Genomic DNA, 17,036 nt, shown 5'->3' on the forward strand with positions numbered 1-17,036 from the left:
AATCTCACAAACCGTTCCAGATTGCCGCCATGCTCGACACCTCCTCTCCCTTCGCGCCATCTGCGACCCTGCCCGCCACTGAGGCGCGGATGGATGTCGCGACCCGGCGTTTGCGCAAGGCGGTGATCGCCTGCGAACTCGCACCGGGCGATTTCATCCACGAGGCTGCCCTGGCCGAGCGCTTCAGCCTCGGCCGCGCCGGCATCCGCGTCGCGCTGACCGCCTTGTCGGCGCAGGGCTTCGTCAGCCGGCACGCCAGGCAGGGCTGGCGCATCGCCCCGGTGGACGGCGCGCTGATCGAGGCGGTGCTGGACGGCAGCCGCCGGCTGGAGCCGTCGCTCGCGGCGCAACGCCTCAATGGGCAGTCCCGCGACCTGCTGATTTCGCTGCTCGGCGTGATGGAATCGGTCTTTGGCCGCAGCGAGCCCGCCGCCCTGGCGACCGCGCGTCTGGCCGAGCGGCAACTGCGTGACCTGCTCGTCAGCAGTGCCGGCAGCTTCGCCCGGCGCTGGCTCGGTGAGATTTGGGACCATGCCGACCGCATCCTGCGCCTGCTCGACCTCGCCGGCCACCCCGTCGCGCCGCCCGACCGGCGCGCGCTGGCGGCCGCGCTGATCGCGGGCGATGCGGACGCTGCCCGCTTCGCGATCTCGCAGGAGAACGAGCGCTTCGCCGACGCCCTCGCCCATGGCTTCCTGGCGGCGTCGGCTCGCCTGGCGCAGCCGGCCGCCCGCTCGGCGCGCCGGCGCACCGCGCGGCCCACGACCGCAGCGCCGGACACTCCGATCCCTCTCCCGATCCCCCTCTCGAAGGAGCAGCAGTGATGAGCATTCTCTCGCGGACCACTCATGTCGCGGCCGCCTTGGTCGCCGTGCTCGCGCTTGGCGCTGCTCCGGCCCAGGCCTCGAAGGAGCGGCTCGTCGTCGACCTCGTCAACGAGCCGTCCTCGCTCGATCCGCAGGTGCAGTGGAACCCGGACAGCTACTATGTCTACCGCAACATCTTCGACAATCTCGTCACCCGCGACGACAAGGGCGAGATCGTCCCGCAGGTCGCCGCCAGCTGGAAATACCTCTCCGACACCGAGATCGAGTTCGAGCTCAGGCCCGACATCACCTTCCATGACGGCTCGAAGCTGACGGCCGAGGACGTCGCCTACAGCGTCAAGCGCATCACCGATCCGAAATTCGGCAGCCCGCAGCTCGGCCAGTTCGACAAGATCACCGACGCGACCGCGCTCTCGCCGACCAAGCTCAAGCTCACCACCAACGGCGCCTATCCGGCCCTGCTCGCCCAGCTGGTCAAGCTCTCGATCGTGCCCAAGGCCATCGTCGAGGCGGTCGGCAAGGACGCCTTCAACCTGAAGCCCGTCGGCAGCGGGCCCTATAAATTCGAGGCCTGGCAGCGCGGCGTGCAGGTCTCGCTTGTGCGCAACGACGCCTATTGGGGCGACAAGGGTCCCTTCCCGGCCGTGATCTTCCGCGCCGTGCCGGACGGGGCGACACGGCTCGCCAATCTGCAGGCCGGGACCAGCGATCTCGGCGTGACGCTCGATTCAGACCAGGCCGGCCAGCTCAAATCCGCGACCAAGGCCAAGGCCTTGATCGGCCTGACCGAGCGCGTCGCCTATCTGCGCCTCAACACGGTCAAGCCGCCCTTCGACAACGTCAAGCTCAGGCTGGCGGCGGCCTATGCCATCGACAAGGAGGGGCTGGTCGACGGCCTGCTCGGCGGCTTCGACAAGCCGGTCTCGCAATTGCTGACTCCAGTCAGCTTCGGCTGGGTCGAGGGCCTGAAAGGGCCGAGCTACGACCTTGCCAAGGCCAAGGCGCTCGTCACTGAAGCCGGCCCGGCGGCGAAAGCCGAAATCGAGCTCTCGACCGCGCCCGTCTTCGACCAGCGCATCGTCCAGGCGATCCAGCAGCAGCTCAACGATGCCGGTCTCAACGTCAAGATCGCGATGTCGGACATGGCGAGCTACCTCAAGCGTTCGCAGGCTGGGCCGGAGGCGACCTCGACGCTGAGCTTCGGCCGCTGGTCCTGCGCCTGCCAGGACGCAGACGGCGTGCTCTTCCCGCTGATCCACAAGAGCAGCGGCTGGTCGGCCTATCGCAACCCCAAGGCCGACAGCCTGCTCGAAGAGGCGCGCCAGACGCTCGACAAGGACAAGCGGCTTGCCGCGTATAAGCAGGTTCACGAGATCATCGCCGCGGAAGCCCCGCTGGTACCGCTCTATCAGGCCGTCGTGATCTACGGTGCGGCCAAGAACCTGCAGTTCAAGCCGACGCCGAATGAAAGCATGTTCCTCAACCGCATGAGCTGGACGGACTGAGCTTCGTGCAAGGTTTCCTGCTCAGGCGTGCCGGACAGGCGCTCGCCACCATCATCGGGGTGGTGACACTGATCTTCTTCGTCCAACGCCTGACCGGCGACCCGACCTATCTGCTGGTGCCGGAGACCGCGACCAAGGCCGATGTCGATGCGCTGCGCCATGCGATGGGCTTCGACCGGCCGCTGCCGGTCCAGTATCTCGACTTCCTGGCCGATCTCGCCCGCTTCGACCTCGGCCAGTCCGTCGTGCAGCGCGTGCCGGTGATGACGATCATCGCCTCGCGCCTGCCCTATACGCTGATGCTGGCGGCGGGCGCGCTCCTCGTCGCCTGCGGCATCGGCGTGCCGATCGGCATCCTGCTCGCGGTCTTCCGCGACAAGCCGATCGCCAAGCTCGCGGCGGGCTTCGTGCTCGCCGCCCAGAGCATGCCGACCTTCTGGAGCGGCATCCTGATGATCCTGGTCTTCTCTGTGCTGCTCGGCTGGCTGCCGCCCTCCTCGACCGGTGACCTCTCGCATCTGGTGATGCCGTCCTTCGCGCTCGGCCTGCTCTCGATGGCGACCTTCGCGCGGATCACGCGCTCGGCCCTGCTCGACGAATTGTCGAAGGATTATACCCGCACCGCCCGCTCGCGCGGCGTCCGCACCGGGCGCCTGCTCGTTCGCCACATCGCCCGCAACGCCTCGATCCCGCTGATCACGGTCGCAGCGCTCGAAATCTCGAACCTCCTCGCCGGCGCCGTCATCGTCGAAACGGTCTTCGCCTGGCCCGGCATCGGGCAGGTCACCGTGCAGGCGATCCTGGCGCGCGATTTCATGATCGTGCAGGGCGTCGTGCTGATGGGCGCTTTCGTCACCGTGGCGCTGAACCTGATCTCAGACCTGCTCTACAGCCTGGTCGATCCGCGCATCGTGCTGGATGGCGGGCGATGAGCGCTGTTGCCGCCTCACCCGCGCGCCGCAAGCGCCAGCTCTGGCGCTGGTGGCCGCTGGCGATCGTCGCTCTGGTGGCGCTCGCTGCGATCCTGGCGCCCTGGCTCGCACCCTATGATCCCAATGCCCAGAACCTGGTCGGCCGCCTGAAGCCGCCCGGCACGGTCTCGCGCAGCTTCCATTACTGGCTCGGCAGCGACGAGCTCGGCCGCGACCTGCTCAGCCGCATCATCCATGGCGCGCGCGTCTCGCTGATCGTCGCCTTCGCCTCGGTCATCCTGTCGGGCACGGTCGGCACCACGCTCGGCATGATCGCGGGCTACCGGCGCGGCTGGATCGAGGTCGCGGTGATGCGCGTCGTCGACGTCTTCCTCTCGATCCCGGCCGTGCTGCTGGCGATCATCACCGTCGCGGTGCTGGGGCCGAGCCTGGTTAATGTCGTCCTGGTGCTCGCCTTGACGCGCTGGCCGCGCTACGCCCGCGTCGCCTATAGCCAGACGCTCTCGATCGCGACCATGCCTTATGTCCGGCTTGCGGCGCTGATGGGCGCAAGCGCGCCGCGCGTCCTCTTCCGCCATCTCCTGCCCAACATCATCGGCGCAGTCAGCGTCGTCGCGACGCTCGAATTCGGGCTGATGGTGCTGTTCGAGGCCGGGCTCTCCTTCCTGGGCCTGGGCGTGCAGCCACCGACGGCGAGCTGGGGCGCAATGCTCTCGACTGGCCGTAACTACGTCGCCACCGCCTGGTGGGCCGCGACCCTGCCGGGGCTTTGCCTGTTCGTGCTCGTGCTTGCCGTCAACCTGACCGGCGACGCGGTGCGCGACCGCCTCGACCCGCGTTTCCGCTGAGCATGATGCCAACTATTCGACTTTGAGGACCATTGCCATGTTCGACGACATCAAGGGAAAGCGCGCGCTCGTCACCGGCGCCTGCGGCGTGATCGGGCGCTGGATCGCTGAGACTCTGCACGAAGCCGGAGCGACGCTCGCTCTGACCGATGCGAAAGCCGGCGAGCTCGACGCCTTGGCTGCATCGCTTGACCTCGGTCCCGACAGCTTCACCAAGCCCGCCGACCTGACCGACGAGGCCTCGATCAAGGCACTCGCCGCCGAGATCGGCCAGCGCTGGGGCGCGGTCGACATCCTCGTCAACAATGCCGGGATCTATCCCAGCGGCTTCCTGCTCGACACCTCGACGGAGGAGTTCGACCGGATCTTCTCGGTCAATCTGCGCGCGCCCTTCATCCTGACCCGCGAGATCGCGACGCAGATGGTGCGCAAGGGCGTCAAGGGCTCGATCATCAACATCTCCTCGGGCGCCTCGCGCAAGATGCGCCGCACGGCCGCGGTCTATTCGACCTCCAAGACCGCGCTCGACCGATTGACCAAGGGTTTCGGCGTCGAGCTCGCCGAATACGGCATCCGCTCGAATGCGCTCGAACCGGGCTTCGCCGCCGGCAGCAAGGTCAGCGGCCTGACTGAAGCCCATATCCAGAGCACGATCTCGCAGATCCCGCTCGGCCGGCCATCCTCGCGCGAGGATGTCGGCAACGCCTTGCTCTACCTCGCCAGCGATCTCTCATCCTACGTCACCGGCGCGACGCTGACGGTCGATGGCGGCAATTCGATCGGCTCGCTCGCGGTCCATCAGGACAAGAAGAGCGCGCTTTGAAGGAGGCGTCGATGACCCCCGCGACCTTCCCCCGCGCCGGCTATGACTGGCCTGCCGGCAAGACCAGCGCCTTCTGCTTCAGCATCGATGTCGATGCCGAGAGCCCCTATCAGTGGAACCTGGCTCCCGACGCCCCCGCCACGCTCGGGCAGATGGAGCAGCGGCTGTTCGGCCCGCGCATCGGCATCTGGCGCATCCTCGACCTGCTCGACCGCTACAGCGTCAAAGCGACGATGTTCGTGCCGGGCCTGGTGGCGAAAAACCATCCCGATCTGCTGCCGGCCTTTGTCGAACGCGGCCATGAGGTCGGCCTGCACGGCTATTTCCACGAGATCGCGACCGAGGCGGACCCGGACGAATTTGCCCGTGCGCTCGATGAATCGCTTGCCCTGTTCAAAGCCCAAGCCGGTATCGTGCCGAAAGGCTTCCGCTCGCCGGCCTGGGAGATGACGCCGGCCATGCTGGCGGAGGTGAAGCGGCGCGGGCTCTACGATTCCTCGCTGATGGGCTTCGACCATCCCTATACGATCGACGGCGTCACCCAGGTGCCGGTGCTCTGGGCGGTCGATGACGCGATCTATTTTCGCTTCACCGGCAGCCCGACTGACCGCGCCCCGCCCTCCCCGCAAGGCGGCATCCTCGAGGCCTGGCTCGACGAATGGCAGGTGCTGCACCGCGAGGGCCGGATGATGATGCTGACGATCCATGACTGGATCTCCGGCCGCGCCGGCCGGGTCCGGATGCTGGAAAAGCTGCTCGACGCCGTCACAACCTCGGAAGGCGTCTGGATCGCCACCGTCGGCGAGCTCGCCGCCCATCATGCCGCGAGCAGCAATGCCGAGCGCTTCAGCGTGAAGCTGCGGCTGCCCGAGCCCAGCGGCCCGCTCCGCTTCAAGGCCCCACGCTGATGCAGACCTTCACCGTCCAGAGGCCCGCCGTCCATTCGCCCCATGGGCTCGTCGCCGCCCAGAACCGTCATGCGGCCGAGGCTGGAGCGGCCGTGCTCTCGCGCGGCGGCAATGCGATGGATGCCGCCGTCGTCACCGCGCTGGTGCTGAGCACCGTCGAGCCGTGGCTGTCAGGGGTCGGCGGCGGCGGCTTTCTCGTCCATGCCGATGGCCGGACCGGCGCCACCGAAACGCTCGACTTCAACGTCCGCGCCGCCGCCGGGCTCGATCCGGCCGATTATCCGCTGACCGATGGCCAGAGCGGCAACTGGTTCGCCTGGCCGGCCGTCGTCGACGAGCGCAATGTCTCAGGCTATGGCGCGATCTGCGTGCCCGGCGCGATCGCGGGCTTTGCAGCCGCGCTCGCACGCCATGGCACGCTCTCCTGGGAGGAGGCGCTGCAGCCGGCGATCGAACATGCCGAGCGCGGGCTGGAGATCGACTGGTTCGCGGCGCTCTGCATCGCGATCGACGCTGCCGGCCTCTCCCGCGATCCGGCTTCGGCGGCGCTGCTGCTGGATGACGGACACCCGCCCAAGGCCGGGGCCGATACGCGGCGGTTCAAGCCGATGGCGCGCAAGGCCGCACTTCTGCGACGCCTCGCCAAGGCCGGCGCGCGCGATTTCTATGAGGGCGAGAGCGCCGGCATGATCGCCGCCGATCTCGAAGCCGGCGGCTCGCCGATCCGCACCAGTGATCTTGCCGCTTATGAGGTCGCCTGGGCGCCGGCGCTCGCCGGCCGCTATCGCGATTTCGATATCGCGGCGCTGCCCGGCCTCAGCGGCGGGCCGAGCTTTCTCGACGCCGCCAGCAGGCTCGAAAGCGGCCCGCTCTCGCGCGCGACCACGCCGGCCCAGACCGCCCTGCTTTATGCCAGCGCCATCCGCGAGGCCTATGCGACGCGCCTGACCACGCTCGGCCATGCCGCGACGCCGCAGGCCGGCTGCACCTCCCATGTCAGCGTGGTCGATCGCGACGGCACCATGGTCTCCTTGACCAACACGCTGCTCTCGCGCTTCGGCGCCAAGGTCGCGCTGCCCAATGCCGGCATCTTCATGAATAACGGCATGATGTGGTTCGATCCCCGCCCCGGCCAGCCCAACAGCATCGCGGCCGGCCAGAAGCCGCTCGCCAATATGTGCCCGCTGGTGCTGAGCCGGAACGGCCGCCCGGTGCTCGCCATCGGGGCTGCAGGCGGGCGCACCATCTTCCCGACGGTGCTGCAATTGATCTCCGGCCTTGCCGATTTCGGCCTCTCGCTCGAGGGGGCCTTCCATCGCCCGCGCATCGACGCCTCGACGCCGCGCATCAAGATCGACGCGCGCGCCGAGGCCGATGTCGCTGCGACCGTCGCGACCGCCTTCCCCATCGAGATCGTCGAGGACACGCTCTATCCGGTGAATTTCTCGATTCCATCGGCTGTGATGACCGCTCCCGACGGCGGCTTCATCGGCATGGCTCATCCGACCAGCCCCTGGGCCGCCGTGGTCGCAGCGACGGCATGATGACGATCGACGCCCCCGTCCTGGCGATCGACGAGCTCGTCATCGAGATCGACGGCAACCGCATCGTCGACCATGTCTCGCTTGCGGTCGGCTCCGGCCGCATCCTCGCCATCGTCGGCGAATCCGGCTGCGGCAAGAGCCTGACGGCGCTGTCGGTGCTCGGCCTGCTGCCGAAGGCGGCACGGATCAAGCAGGGCGCGATCCGATTGAACGGGCGCGACCTGACCGGCCTTGATGAGGCCGCCCTGTCGGAGGTGCGGGGCAATGAGGCGACGATCATCTTCCAGGAGCCGGTCGCTTCGCTGAACCCGCTGATGCGCGTCGGCGAGCAGGTCGAGGAGGCGCTGATCCTGCATCGCGGACTCCAGGGGAAAGCCGCACGCGCGGAAGCCATCGCGATGATGACCCGTGTCGGCATTCCCGATGCGGCCAGGCGGGCGCGGCAATATCCGTTCGAGCTCTCCGGCGGCATGTGCCAGCGCATCATGATCGCCTCGGCCCTGATCTGCCGCCCGGCCCTGCTGATCGCCGACGAGCCGACGACGGCGCTCGACGTGACGATCCAGGCGCAGATCCTCGAGCTGATGCGCCGCCTGCGCGAGGAGGTCGGCACCGCGATCGTGCTGATCACCCATGACATGGGCGTCGTCGCCGATCTCGCCGACGATGTCTGCGTGATGTATGGCGGCCGTATCGTCGAAAGCGGGCCGGTCGAGCCGATCTTCGCCGCACCGCGCCACCCCTATACCAAGCTCCTGCTGGCGACGATCCCGACATTGCAGGGCCAGCGCAAGGCGATTTTGCGCACCATCGAGGGCATGGTGCCCAGCGCCGGCGCCTGGCCCGAAGGCTGCCGCTTCCGCACGCGCTGCCCGCTCGCCGACGAGGCCTGCCTTGAGCCGCCGCCTTTGGCGCCCGTCGAGGCCGGCCATGCTGCCGCCTGCTGGCACTCGGCCCGCGTCGAGGCCCTGGCATGAGCGCGCCGCTGCTACAGGTCCGCGACCTCAAGGTCCATTTCAAGCTGCGCCAGGGCGTCGGTGCGCGCGGCGGCGTGGTCAAGGCGGTGGACGGCGTCTCCTTCGACGTCCATGCCGGGCGCACGCTCGCGCTGGTCGGCGAATCCGGCTGCGGCAAGTCAACCACGGCCTATGCCGTGATCGGGCTGGAGCAGGCGACCGGCGGCACGATCCTGTTCGACGGACGCGACGTCACCGGGCTGAAAGGCCGCGACCGGGCGGCCTTGGCGCAGGAGATCCAGATCGTCTTCCAGGACCCCAGCGCCGCGCTCGACCCGAAGATGAGCATCTGCGACAGCATAGCCGAGCCACTCGCCATCGCCGGCTGGTCGCGCAACGACCGGCGCAGACGGGTGATCGAATTGCTCGACCGGGTCGGCCTGCCCTCGGCCTTCGGCGAGCGCTTGCCGAGCGCGCTCTCGGGCGGCCAGCGCCAGCGCGTCGTCATCGCGCGTGCGCTCGCCTTGTCGCCACGCCTTCTGATCCTCGACGAGCCGGTCTCGGCGCTCGACGTCTCGATCCGCTCGCAGGTGCTGAACCTGCTGCTGGAGCTGCAGCGCGAGCTCGATCTCGCCTATCTCTTCATCTCGCATGACCTCTCGGTGGTGCGTCACCTCGCCGACGAGGCGATGGTGCTCTATCTCGGCACGGTTGCGGAAAGCGGGCCGATCGACGCGATGTTCGAGGCGCCGCGGCACCCCTATACGCAGGCGCTGCTCTCGGCGATCCCGCTGCCGGACCCGGTACTGCAGCGCCGCCGCGAAAAGATCATCCTGACCGGCGACCTGCCGAGCCCGCTCTCGCCGCCGCCGGGCTGCCCTTTCATCAGCCGCTGCCCGATCCGCGTCGATATCTGCGCAACAGTGCGCCCTGCCCTGAAGGACGCGCAGTCTGGAACCCAGGCCGCCTGCTTCGTCCGGGCGGCGTGAGCGTCCGGAATTACCTATTCTCGGAACCACTCCGTCATCCCGGACAAGCCGCGCAGCGGCACAGCAAGGCCCGGCCGCAACACCCGACGCACGACACGACCGGCACCCGACGGCTCGCGCTGAAGGCAGCTCAAACAGACAGGCCAAAAGTTCAAGCGCTCTTGCGCAGCATTGCAGCAGGCCGGGCGCTTGCGTTCTTTCGCCGTCGATTGCATCACTGGATACAGTGATGCAATCGAGTGCTACCGTCCCTGGCGGCGCTCTCGCAGGGAGCCAGTCCATGAGCTTTGGACGGACACCTTCCGCCGCCACGGCGCAGGAGGAGGCCTATCTCGCGATTCTCCAGGCCATCCGCGTCGGGCGTTATCAGCCGGGCGAGCGGCTGATCCCTGAGACGATCGCGCAGGAGCTGGCGATGAGCCGCATGCCGGTGCGCGAGGCGTTCCAGCGCCTCGCCAATGAAGGCCTCGTCATGATCCGGCCCAACCGCGGCTGTGTGGTGTCCGGCCTGACCATCGACGAGATCTTCGAGAGCTTCGAGATGCGCTCGGTGCTCGAGGGGCTGGCGGTCCGCCTCGCCATGCCGCGCGTCGATGCCGCGGTGCTGGCCGAACTCGACAGCTTCATCCAGCGGATGGAGCGCAGCGGCGAAGCCGGCGGCGGCGATTGGCTGAGCCATCACCAGGCCTTCCACGAATATATCTGCAGCCTCAGCGGCCGGCCGAAGCTCATGCGGCAGATCTCGGCGCTCCATATCGCCGTCGAGCCCTATATGCGCGTCTGGCTCCACCATATCGACCAGCCGCGCACCGCCACCCAGACCCAGCATGTCGTGGTCGAGGCGATGAAGACGGGTGATGCCGCCTTCGCCGAGCAGGCCATGCGCGACCATGTGATGCGCACGGCGCCGCGCCTCGCCGAGTTCCTGCGCAGCGGCAATCTCGCAAACGGCACGCCGCGCCGCGCCGGCCAAGTGGCTTCGAGCGCACTGCAACTGCCTTAGCCACATATCGGGAGGGACTCGCCAAGGCGATCCGATTTCAGGCGCGACAAGGGCCCGCAGCGGCCTGCACGCCGAGCACATCAATAACAGGGGAATGACATGGACAGACGCCAGTTTCTGAAAGCCTCAGCCGCCGCAACCTTCCTGCCCGCGGCGCCGCATGTCGCGCTTGCGCAGGACGCCAAGACCCTGCGTTTCGTACCCTATTCCGACGTTGCGATCATCGATCCGATCTGGACGACCGGCTATTCGACGCGCACCCATGCGCTCCTGGTCTGGGACACGCTCTACGGGCTCGACGAGACCCTGCAGCCGCAGCCGCAAATGGTCGAAGGCCATGTCGTCGATGATGACGGCAAGCGCTGGACCCTGACGCTGCGACCGGGCCTGGTCTTCCATGACGGAGCCAAGGTCTTGGCGCGCGACGCCGTCGCCTCGATCAAGCGCTGGGGCGCGCGCGATGCCTTCGGCCAGGCGCTGATGGCGGTGACCGACGAGCTCTCGGCGCCTGACGACCGCACCATCGTCTTCCGGCTCAAGAAGCCGTTCCCGCTGCTGCCAGCAGCGCTGGCGCGCCCAAGCGCGCTCGTCGCTGCGATCATGCCCGAGCGCCTGGCCGAAACCGACCCGTTCAAGCAGATCCCGGAGGCGATCGGCTCCGGCCCGTTCCGCTATGTCAAAGAGGAGCGCGTCTCGGGCGCCCGCCATGTCTATGCCCGTCATCAAGGCTATGTGCCGCGCCCCAACGGGACGCCGAGCTTCACCGCCGGGCCGCGCACGCCCTATCTCGACCGCGTCGAGTTCAATGTCATGCCGGACGCCGCGACCGCGGTCTCGGCGCTCCAGACCGGAGCCGTGGACTGGATCGAGCAGCCGCTGATCGACCTGCTGCCGCTGCTGCGGAAGGACCCCAACATCGTCGTCGAGGTCAAGGATGCGACCGGCATGGCCGGCCAATTGCGCCTCAACCATACCCAGGCGCCGTTCAACAACCCGGCCATCCGACGCGTGATCCTCAAGGCGCTCGACCAGCAGGCCTGCATGGACGCGGTCTGCGGCGGCGATCCCAAGGTCGAGCGCAGCAGCATGGGTTTCTTTCCCAGCAACTCGCCGATGGCGTCGGACGCCGTGGCGTCGGCACTGAAAGGGCCGAAGGATTTCGGAAAGCTCAAGCAGGAGCTGACTGACGCGGGCTATAAGGGCGAGCGCATCGTCTTCCTCGCGGCCCAGGACGTGCCGCGCATCTCGCTGGTTTGCGATGTTGCGGCCGACGCCTTGCGTCAGATCGGTGCGAATGTCGACTTCGTCGCGGCCGATTGGGGCACGGTCCTGCAGCGCATCACCAATCGCAACCCGATCGAGCAAGGTGGCTGGAGCTGCTACGTCACCTACTGGTCGGGCCTCGATCTCGGCTCGCCGGCGACGAGCTCGCCCTTGCGCGGCAATGGTCCCAAAGCCGGCCCCGGCTGGCCCGAAAGCCCGCAGATCGAGGCGCTGCGCGCCCGCTGGCTCGAGGTGGCAACTCTGGCAGAGCAGAAAGCGATCGCCCGCGAGATCGAACTGCAGGCGATGCAGGATGTGCCCTATGTCCCGGCTGGGCAGTATTTCCAGCCCGTCGCCTATCGCAAGGGCTTGACCGGCATGCTGAACGGCGTTCCCGTCTTCACCAATCTGCGCAAGGGCTGACAACGCAGGCCCGGACGGCAGCAACGCTGCCTTCCGGGCGAGCCCGTCATGATGAACCCACTGCCGTCGGCGTCGATGCCTGCGGCCAACCAAGATCAGGCCTGCCATGCGTGACTTCGAGCTTCCCGGACGTTCCCTCACTATTGGCCGCGAGGCCATGGCCGCCACCTCGCATCCGGCGGCGACGCTCGTCGCCATCGACATCCTGCGCGCCGGCGGCAATGCGGTCGATGCGGCCGTCGGCGCCTGCGCCGTGCAATGCGTCGTCGAGGCAGGCTCGACCGGCATCGGCGGCGACTGCTTCGCCCTGATCTCGAAGGGCGGCAGCACCGATATCCGCGGCTATAACGGCTCGGGCCGCACACCCGCCGCCGCCACGCTCGACTGGTACCGCGCGGCCGGAATCACCACGCTCGAACGGCACTCGCCCCATGCCGTGACGGTGCCGGGCGCCATCGACGCCTGGACGCAACTGGTCAAGGACCATGGCCGGATGCCGCTTGCCGAGATCCTGCAGCCGGCGGTCAAGCTCGCCCGCGATGGATACGCGATCACGCCGCGCGTCGCCTATGATCTCGGCAACCAGCGCGACCTGCTGCGGCGGGATGCCAATGCGGCCGCGACCTTCCTGGTCAAGGGCGAGGCTCCGGTTGCCGGCACGGTCCAGCATCAGCCCCACCTGGCAGCGACCCTGGAGGCGATCGGCCGCGAGGGGCGGGATGCCTTCTATCGCGGCGAGATCGCCGCCGAGACGGTCGACTATCTCAAGGCGGCTGGAGGCCTGCACACGCTGGAGGATTTCGCCACGGCCGCCGGCGAATACGTCACGCCGATCAGCACGCAGTTCCGCGGTCGAACGGTCTACGAGATCCCGCCCAACGGCCAGGGCATCATCGCCCTGATGATCATGAAGATCCTCGAGCGCTTCACGCCCAAGCCCGACCCGCTCGCCGTGGAGAACCTGCATATCGAGGTCGAGGCGACGCGCCTGGCCTATGCCGCGCGCGACCAGTTCGTCGCCGACATGGCGCTCAGCCCTGTGCCGGTCGACTATCTGCTCTCGGACGCGCTTGCCGATGAACTCGCCGCCCGGATCGACCCGGCGCGCGCGACCGCGCCACTGCCGGCTTTGACAGGCGGCGCCGAGCATCGCGACACGGTCTACATCTCCGTCGTCGACAAGGACCGCAACGCGGTCAGCTTCATTAACTCGATCTTCCATCCCTATGGCAGCGGGTTGCTGACGCCGAAATCGGGCGTGCTTCTCCATAATCGTGGCCAGAGCTTCGTGCTCGAACAGGGCCACCCGAACGCCGTCGGCCCGCGCAAGCGCCCGATGCACACGATCATCCCCGCCATGCTCGCGCAGGATGGCCGGGTCTGCCTGTCCTTCGGCGTGATGGGTGGACATTACCAGGCGATGGGCCATGCCCATTTCCTGTCGAAGCTGTTCGACCACGGCCTCGACCTGCAAAGCGCGATCGACCTGCCGCGGCTGTTCCCGCTGCCCGGCACCGCAACCGTCGAGCTCGAAGGCCGGCTACTGGCGTCCTGCGGGCCCGCGCTCGAAAGCCGGGGCTTCAAGGTTCAGCCGGCCAAGACGCCGATCGGCGGCGCCCAGGCGATCTGGATCGATTGGGAGAACGGCACGCTGCTCGGCGGCTCCGACCCGCGCAAGGACGGCTGCGCGCTCGGCATCTAGGGCGTTTTCGAGCGAAACGGATGCCCGTTCGCTCGAAAGCGCGCTCGCGTCACCCCGCGAGCAAGCCGGCTAGCTGGTTCATTCCGATCCGGAGAAACGGGTCGGAATGAACGTAGAAATACTGCACGCCCTGGTCTCGCCAGAACGGCAGTTCATCGGCGGTTGCCAATGTGCCGGCCACCCGGCCCGCCCCGCGGATCGCCTTGACCGCCTCGGCGACTTTGTCGACGACCGCCTGTGGGCGCGGCTGGCCGAAAGCCGGCGCGGGCGGATGGCCCATGTTCTGTGAGAGATCTCCGGGGCCGATGAAGAAGACGTCGATCCCCTCGACGGCGAGCAGCGCATCGATGCCCTCGATCGCCTCCAACGTTTCGATCATGCCGATGACGAGCCGCTTCTCGTGATCGGCAAAGCAGCCATAGCGGATGGCATCGACCACGCCGCGTGCCTGCTCGGCCGTGTCGATCATCGGCACCATCAGCCCGTCCGCGCCTGCGTTGAGATAGCGGATCAGGAGCGAGCGCTGGTGGCAGTCCGGCCGAACGATCGCGGCACCGCCAGCGCCCCGGATCGCCTGGGCAGTGAGGCGGATATCCTCGAAGCTCCAGGTGCCGTGCTCGCAATCGAGAAAGATCGCATCGGCGCCCAGCTCGGTCAGCCTGACGGCATGGCCGGGGGAGAGATGATGTGTCGTCAGCATGCTGACGCATTCGCCCCGGCTCAATTTGCCGCGCAGCTTGGCTCCGTTCATCGTCTTATCCTCGATCTCAGCGCGTGGGCTTGTCAGCCGTGTCGTCGGGCGCGCCGACCCAGCGCGCGGTCTCGATATCGGCGGAGGTGTCGCGCATCCGCGTCGGGCAGATGTGCAGTTCGGGGATCATCGCGCCTGGCTGAAGGCTGGCGCAGAGAAGGACGGCGCGCGCCACGTCATGGGCGTCGAGCATGATGGCGCGTTCTCCCGCCAGCGGCGGCCGGGCGCGGTTGTTCATGATCGGCGTGTCGGTTTCACCCGGCAGGATCGTCGTCGCGCGGATGCCCTGGTTGCGATAGGTGTTGTGCAGGAAGCCCATGAAGTTCTTCACGCCGGCCTTGGCCGCACCATAGGCCGCTCCTCCCAGCAGATTGGGATTGAGCGCAGCCAGCGACGAAACCGTGATGATGGTGCCTTCGCCACGCGCGATCATCGCCGGCAGCACCGCCTGCGTCAGCGAGAACACCGCGGTCAGGTTGACGTTCAGCGTTGCGTTCCACTCCTCTTCGGACAGGAAGCGGGCATTCAGGACCTTGCTGGCGCTGCCGGCATTGTTGACGAGAATATCGATCGGGCCGAGCTCGGCCTCGATGGCCGCGACAGTCGCGACGATGGCGCTGCGGTCGGCGATATCGAGAGTGCGGCTGACTGCCCGTCCGCCATTGTCCACGATCACCTTGGCGGTCTCATCGAGCGGGCCGGCTCGCCGTCCGGTCAGCACCACGGTTGCCCCCTCGCGCGCCAGCAGGATGGCGCTCTCACGCCCGATCCCGGTGCCGGCCCCCGTGACGAGCGCGATCTTGCCCTTGAGCAGTGCCATGGTCTCTCCCTACTCGCCCTACTCAGCCGCCGCCGCGAAGGCTTTGCCGTAGATACGTCGCGTTGCATCGGGGCTGACAAGCCCCTCCGCAATATCCAGCGCGATCAGCTCGGCCGAGCGCGCCGCTGCGCGTCCCCAGCCGCCGCCGCCCGGCGTCTCGACCTCGAGGCGATCGCCCGTCTGGAGGACCACCTTGCCTTTCGGAAACTGCGCTTCACCATTCTTGGCGACTTTGCCGGGCGTCCCCGACTGTCCGTCCACGACGCCAAAGCAAGGGTGGCGCACGCGCTCGGTCGCGAGATAGATGTTCATCGGCGCCTTGGCGCGATTGCGCAGGATGACGCGCTGGCCGAGTCCGCCGCGATGCTGCCCCGCCCCGCCGGAATCCGCGATCAGCTCCTTGCACTCCGTCAGCACCGGCACCGCGATCTCGAACATCTCGATCGCCGTGACCTTGCAGTTGGAGGGGAAGCTCAGCGTATCCAGGCCGTCCAGTTCAGCGCGCGCACCCTGGCCGCCATGGAAATTCTGGACCGAGCCATATTGCGAACCGTCATCGCGCCGGCCGACGCAATTGGCCGCCCAGATCGGCGCCCCGCCGCTATCGCCCATGACCTTGTCGGGGACGACGCCCTCCAGCGCCTTGAAGATCAGCGATGGGATGACGTGGCCGATGAGATTGCGGGAGTTGCCCGCCGTCCAGGCTTCGGGGTTGAGGATCGAGCCGAGCGGCGCCTCGTCCGTGACCGGCGTGATGCAGCCCTCATTATTGGGCGTCTCGGGATCGAGCAGGCATTTCAGCGCGTAGACGGAGTGGGCGTAGCGATAATTGGTGCGGCAGTTGATGGAGTGCAGCACCTGGTCGGACGTGCCGGTGTAGTCGACATGGATCGTCTCGTCGGCAACGATGACGGCGGCCTTCAGCGTGATGTCGTCATGGTATCCGTCGAGGAGGACTTCAGCCTCATAGCGGCCATTGGGCCAGGCGCGGATCGCCTTGCGCATCTGGGCTTCCGAACGCGAATGGATTGCGTCGGCGAGACCATCGACCTCGTCGAGGCTGTATTCATCGAGGAACTTCACCAGTTCGCGGCCCATCACGTTGTTGGCCGCGACCATGGATTCCAGGTCGCCCAGCACTTCAGTCGGAAGCCGCACGGACGCTGCGATGATGTCGAGGACGTCCTGGTTGGGCACACCGGCGCGGTGCAGCTTCACGATCGGAAAGCGGATGCCTTCCTCATAGATGTCGCTGGCTTCCGAATGCAGCGGCGCGCCGCCGATATCGGGCAGATGCGCGATCGAGCCGGCATAGGCGACGATCGTCCCGTTCTTGAAGATCGGCGTGATCATCGTGACGTCGGGCAGATGGCCGGTGCCGATCTCGGGATCGTTGGTGGCGAGCACATCGCCTTCCTGCAACGTCTCCGGTGGGAATTTCGGCAGGAAATAGGTCTGCGCGGCAACCGGCAGCGAGGTGATGAAGACCGGGATCGACCAGGTGCATTGAGCCAGCGCCCGCCCACGACTGTCGAGCAGCACGGTGACGTAATCGTGGTTCTCGCGCACGATCGGCGAAAAGGCCGTGCGCCCCAACACCGTATCGGCCTGGTCGGCGATGAAGATCAGGCGATTCCACATCACCTGGAGATTGATCGGATCGTTGAAATCCGTGGCGGCCTTGGCAGTCGGCGTCTTGGCAGTCGAAGTCTTGGCCGTCGAAGTCTTGGACATCGGAATCG

General features: G+C 67.4%; 15 protein-coding genes. 12 read left to right on the plus strand and 3 right to left on the minus strand.

The genetic code is table 11. The features are described 5' to 3' along the window. Positions 1-29 precede the first annotated feature (29 nt). The 12 genes from ACSQ3P_RS26215 to ggt all read left to right on the plus strand — a co-directional run bounded on the left by ACSQ3P_RS26215 (position 30) and on the right by ggt (position 13,723). Positions 30-824: a GntR family transcriptional regulator gene (locus tag ACSQ3P_RS26215; RefSeq protein WP_436168400.1), complete on the plus strand. Its 795-nt coding sequence runs from the start codon at positions 30-32 to the stop codon at positions 822-824. Continuing rightward, positions 824-2,332, plus strand: coding sequence for an ABC transporter substrate-binding protein (locus tag ACSQ3P_RS26220; RefSeq protein ID WP_436168401.1), 1,509 nt, complete (start codon positions 824-826; stop codon positions 2,330-2,332). Before ACSQ3P_RS26215 ends, ACSQ3P_RS26220 begins: the two co-directional genes overlap by 1 nt. Before the next feature lie 5 nt (positions 2,333-2,337). Next, positions 2,338-3,264 (plus strand): ABC transporter permease, encoded by a 927-nt coding sequence (locus ACSQ3P_RS26225; protein WP_436168402.1) that lies wholly within the window; start codon positions 2,338-2,340, stop codon positions 3,262-3,264. Next, on the plus strand, positions 3,261-4,112 hold the full coding sequence (nikC, locus tag ACSQ3P_RS26230; protein WP_436168403.1) for a nickel transporter permease: 852 nt from the start codon (positions 3,261-3,263) through the stop codon (positions 4,110-4,112). The genes ACSQ3P_RS26225 and nikC overlap by 4 nt, the downstream gene beginning before the upstream one ends. A gap of 37 nt (positions 4,113-4,149) precedes the next feature. Then, positions 4,150-4,935, plus strand: a complete 786-nt coding sequence (locus tag ACSQ3P_RS26235) for an SDR family NAD(P)-dependent oxidoreductase (RefSeq protein ID WP_436168404.1) — start codon at positions 4,150-4,152, stop codon at positions 4,933-4,935. 11 nt (positions 4,936-4,946) lie between these two features. Further along, positions 4,947-5,843, plus strand: a complete 897-nt coding sequence (locus ACSQ3P_RS26240; protein ID WP_436168405.1) for a polysaccharide deacetylase family protein — start codon at positions 4,947-4,949, stop codon at positions 5,841-5,843. Continuing rightward, complete coding sequence (locus tag ACSQ3P_RS26245; protein WP_436168406.1) at positions 5,843-7,387, plus strand: gamma-glutamyltransferase; 1,545 nt, start codon at positions 5,843-5,845, stop codon at positions 7,385-7,387. The genes ACSQ3P_RS26240 and ACSQ3P_RS26245 overlap by 1 nt, the downstream gene beginning before the upstream one ends. Beyond that, positions 7,384-8,364, plus strand: a complete 981-nt coding sequence (locus ACSQ3P_RS26250) for an ABC transporter ATP-binding protein (protein WP_436168407.1) — start codon at positions 7,384-7,386, stop codon at positions 8,362-8,364. The genes ACSQ3P_RS26245 and ACSQ3P_RS26250 overlap by 4 nt, the downstream gene beginning before the upstream one ends. Beyond that, positions 8,361-9,332, plus strand: a complete 972-nt coding sequence (locus tag ACSQ3P_RS26255; protein WP_436168408.1) for an ABC transporter ATP-binding protein — start codon at positions 8,361-8,363, stop codon at positions 9,330-9,332. The genes ACSQ3P_RS26250 and ACSQ3P_RS26255 overlap by 4 nt, the downstream gene beginning before the upstream one ends. A gap of 280 nt (positions 9,333-9,612) precedes the next feature. Then, entirely contained in the window at positions 9,613-10,335 is a 723-nt protein-coding gene (locus ACSQ3P_RS26260; RefSeq protein ID WP_436168409.1) for a GntR family transcriptional regulator, read from the plus strand. Between the two features lie 99 nt (positions 10,336-10,434). Next, positions 10,435-12,021 carry an ABC transporter substrate-binding protein gene (locus tag ACSQ3P_RS26265; RefSeq protein ID WP_436168410.1) on the plus strand — a complete coding sequence of 529 codons (1,587 nt, stop codon included), beginning with the start codon at positions 10,435-10,437 and terminating at the stop codon, positions 12,019-12,021. 106 nt (positions 12,022-12,127) lie between these two features. Beyond that, complete coding sequence (gene ggt, locus ACSQ3P_RS26270; RefSeq protein ID WP_436168411.1) at positions 12,128-13,723, plus strand: gamma-glutamyltransferase; 1,596 nt, start codon at positions 12,128-12,130, stop codon at positions 13,721-13,723. Between the two features lie 49 nt (positions 13,724-13,772). On the opposite strand, the gene ACSQ3P_RS26275 is transcribed toward ggt, so the two are convergent. The 3 genes from ACSQ3P_RS26275 to ACSQ3P_RS26285 are packed head-to-tail and all read right to left on the minus strand — an operon-like array spanning position 13,773 to position 17,028. Next, the gene (locus ACSQ3P_RS26275) at positions 13,773-14,474 is read right to left on the minus strand and encodes an HpcH/HpaI aldolase family protein (RefSeq protein ID WP_436168412.1); all 702 of its coding nucleotides are present in this window, start codon (positions 14,472-14,474) and stop codon (positions 13,773-13,775) included. Between the two features lie 16 nt (positions 14,475-14,490). Beyond that, positions 14,491-15,294 carry an SDR family oxidoreductase gene (locus ACSQ3P_RS26280; protein WP_436168413.1) on the minus strand — a complete coding sequence of 268 codons (804 nt, stop codon included), beginning with the start codon at positions 15,292-15,294 and terminating at the stop codon, positions 14,491-14,493. 18 nt (positions 15,295-15,312) lie between these two features. Beyond that, a complete protein-coding gene (locus ACSQ3P_RS26285; protein WP_436168414.1) occupies positions 15,313-17,028 on the minus strand; it encodes a hydantoinase B/oxoprolinase family protein in 1,716 nt (571 codons plus the stop codon). Positions 17,029-17,036: the final 8 nt, after the last annotated feature.

The organism is Allobosea sp. LjRoot9 (assembly GCF_964252745.1).
GTDB lineage: Bacteria > Pseudomonadota > Alphaproteobacteria > Rhizobiales > Beijerinckiaceae > Allobosea.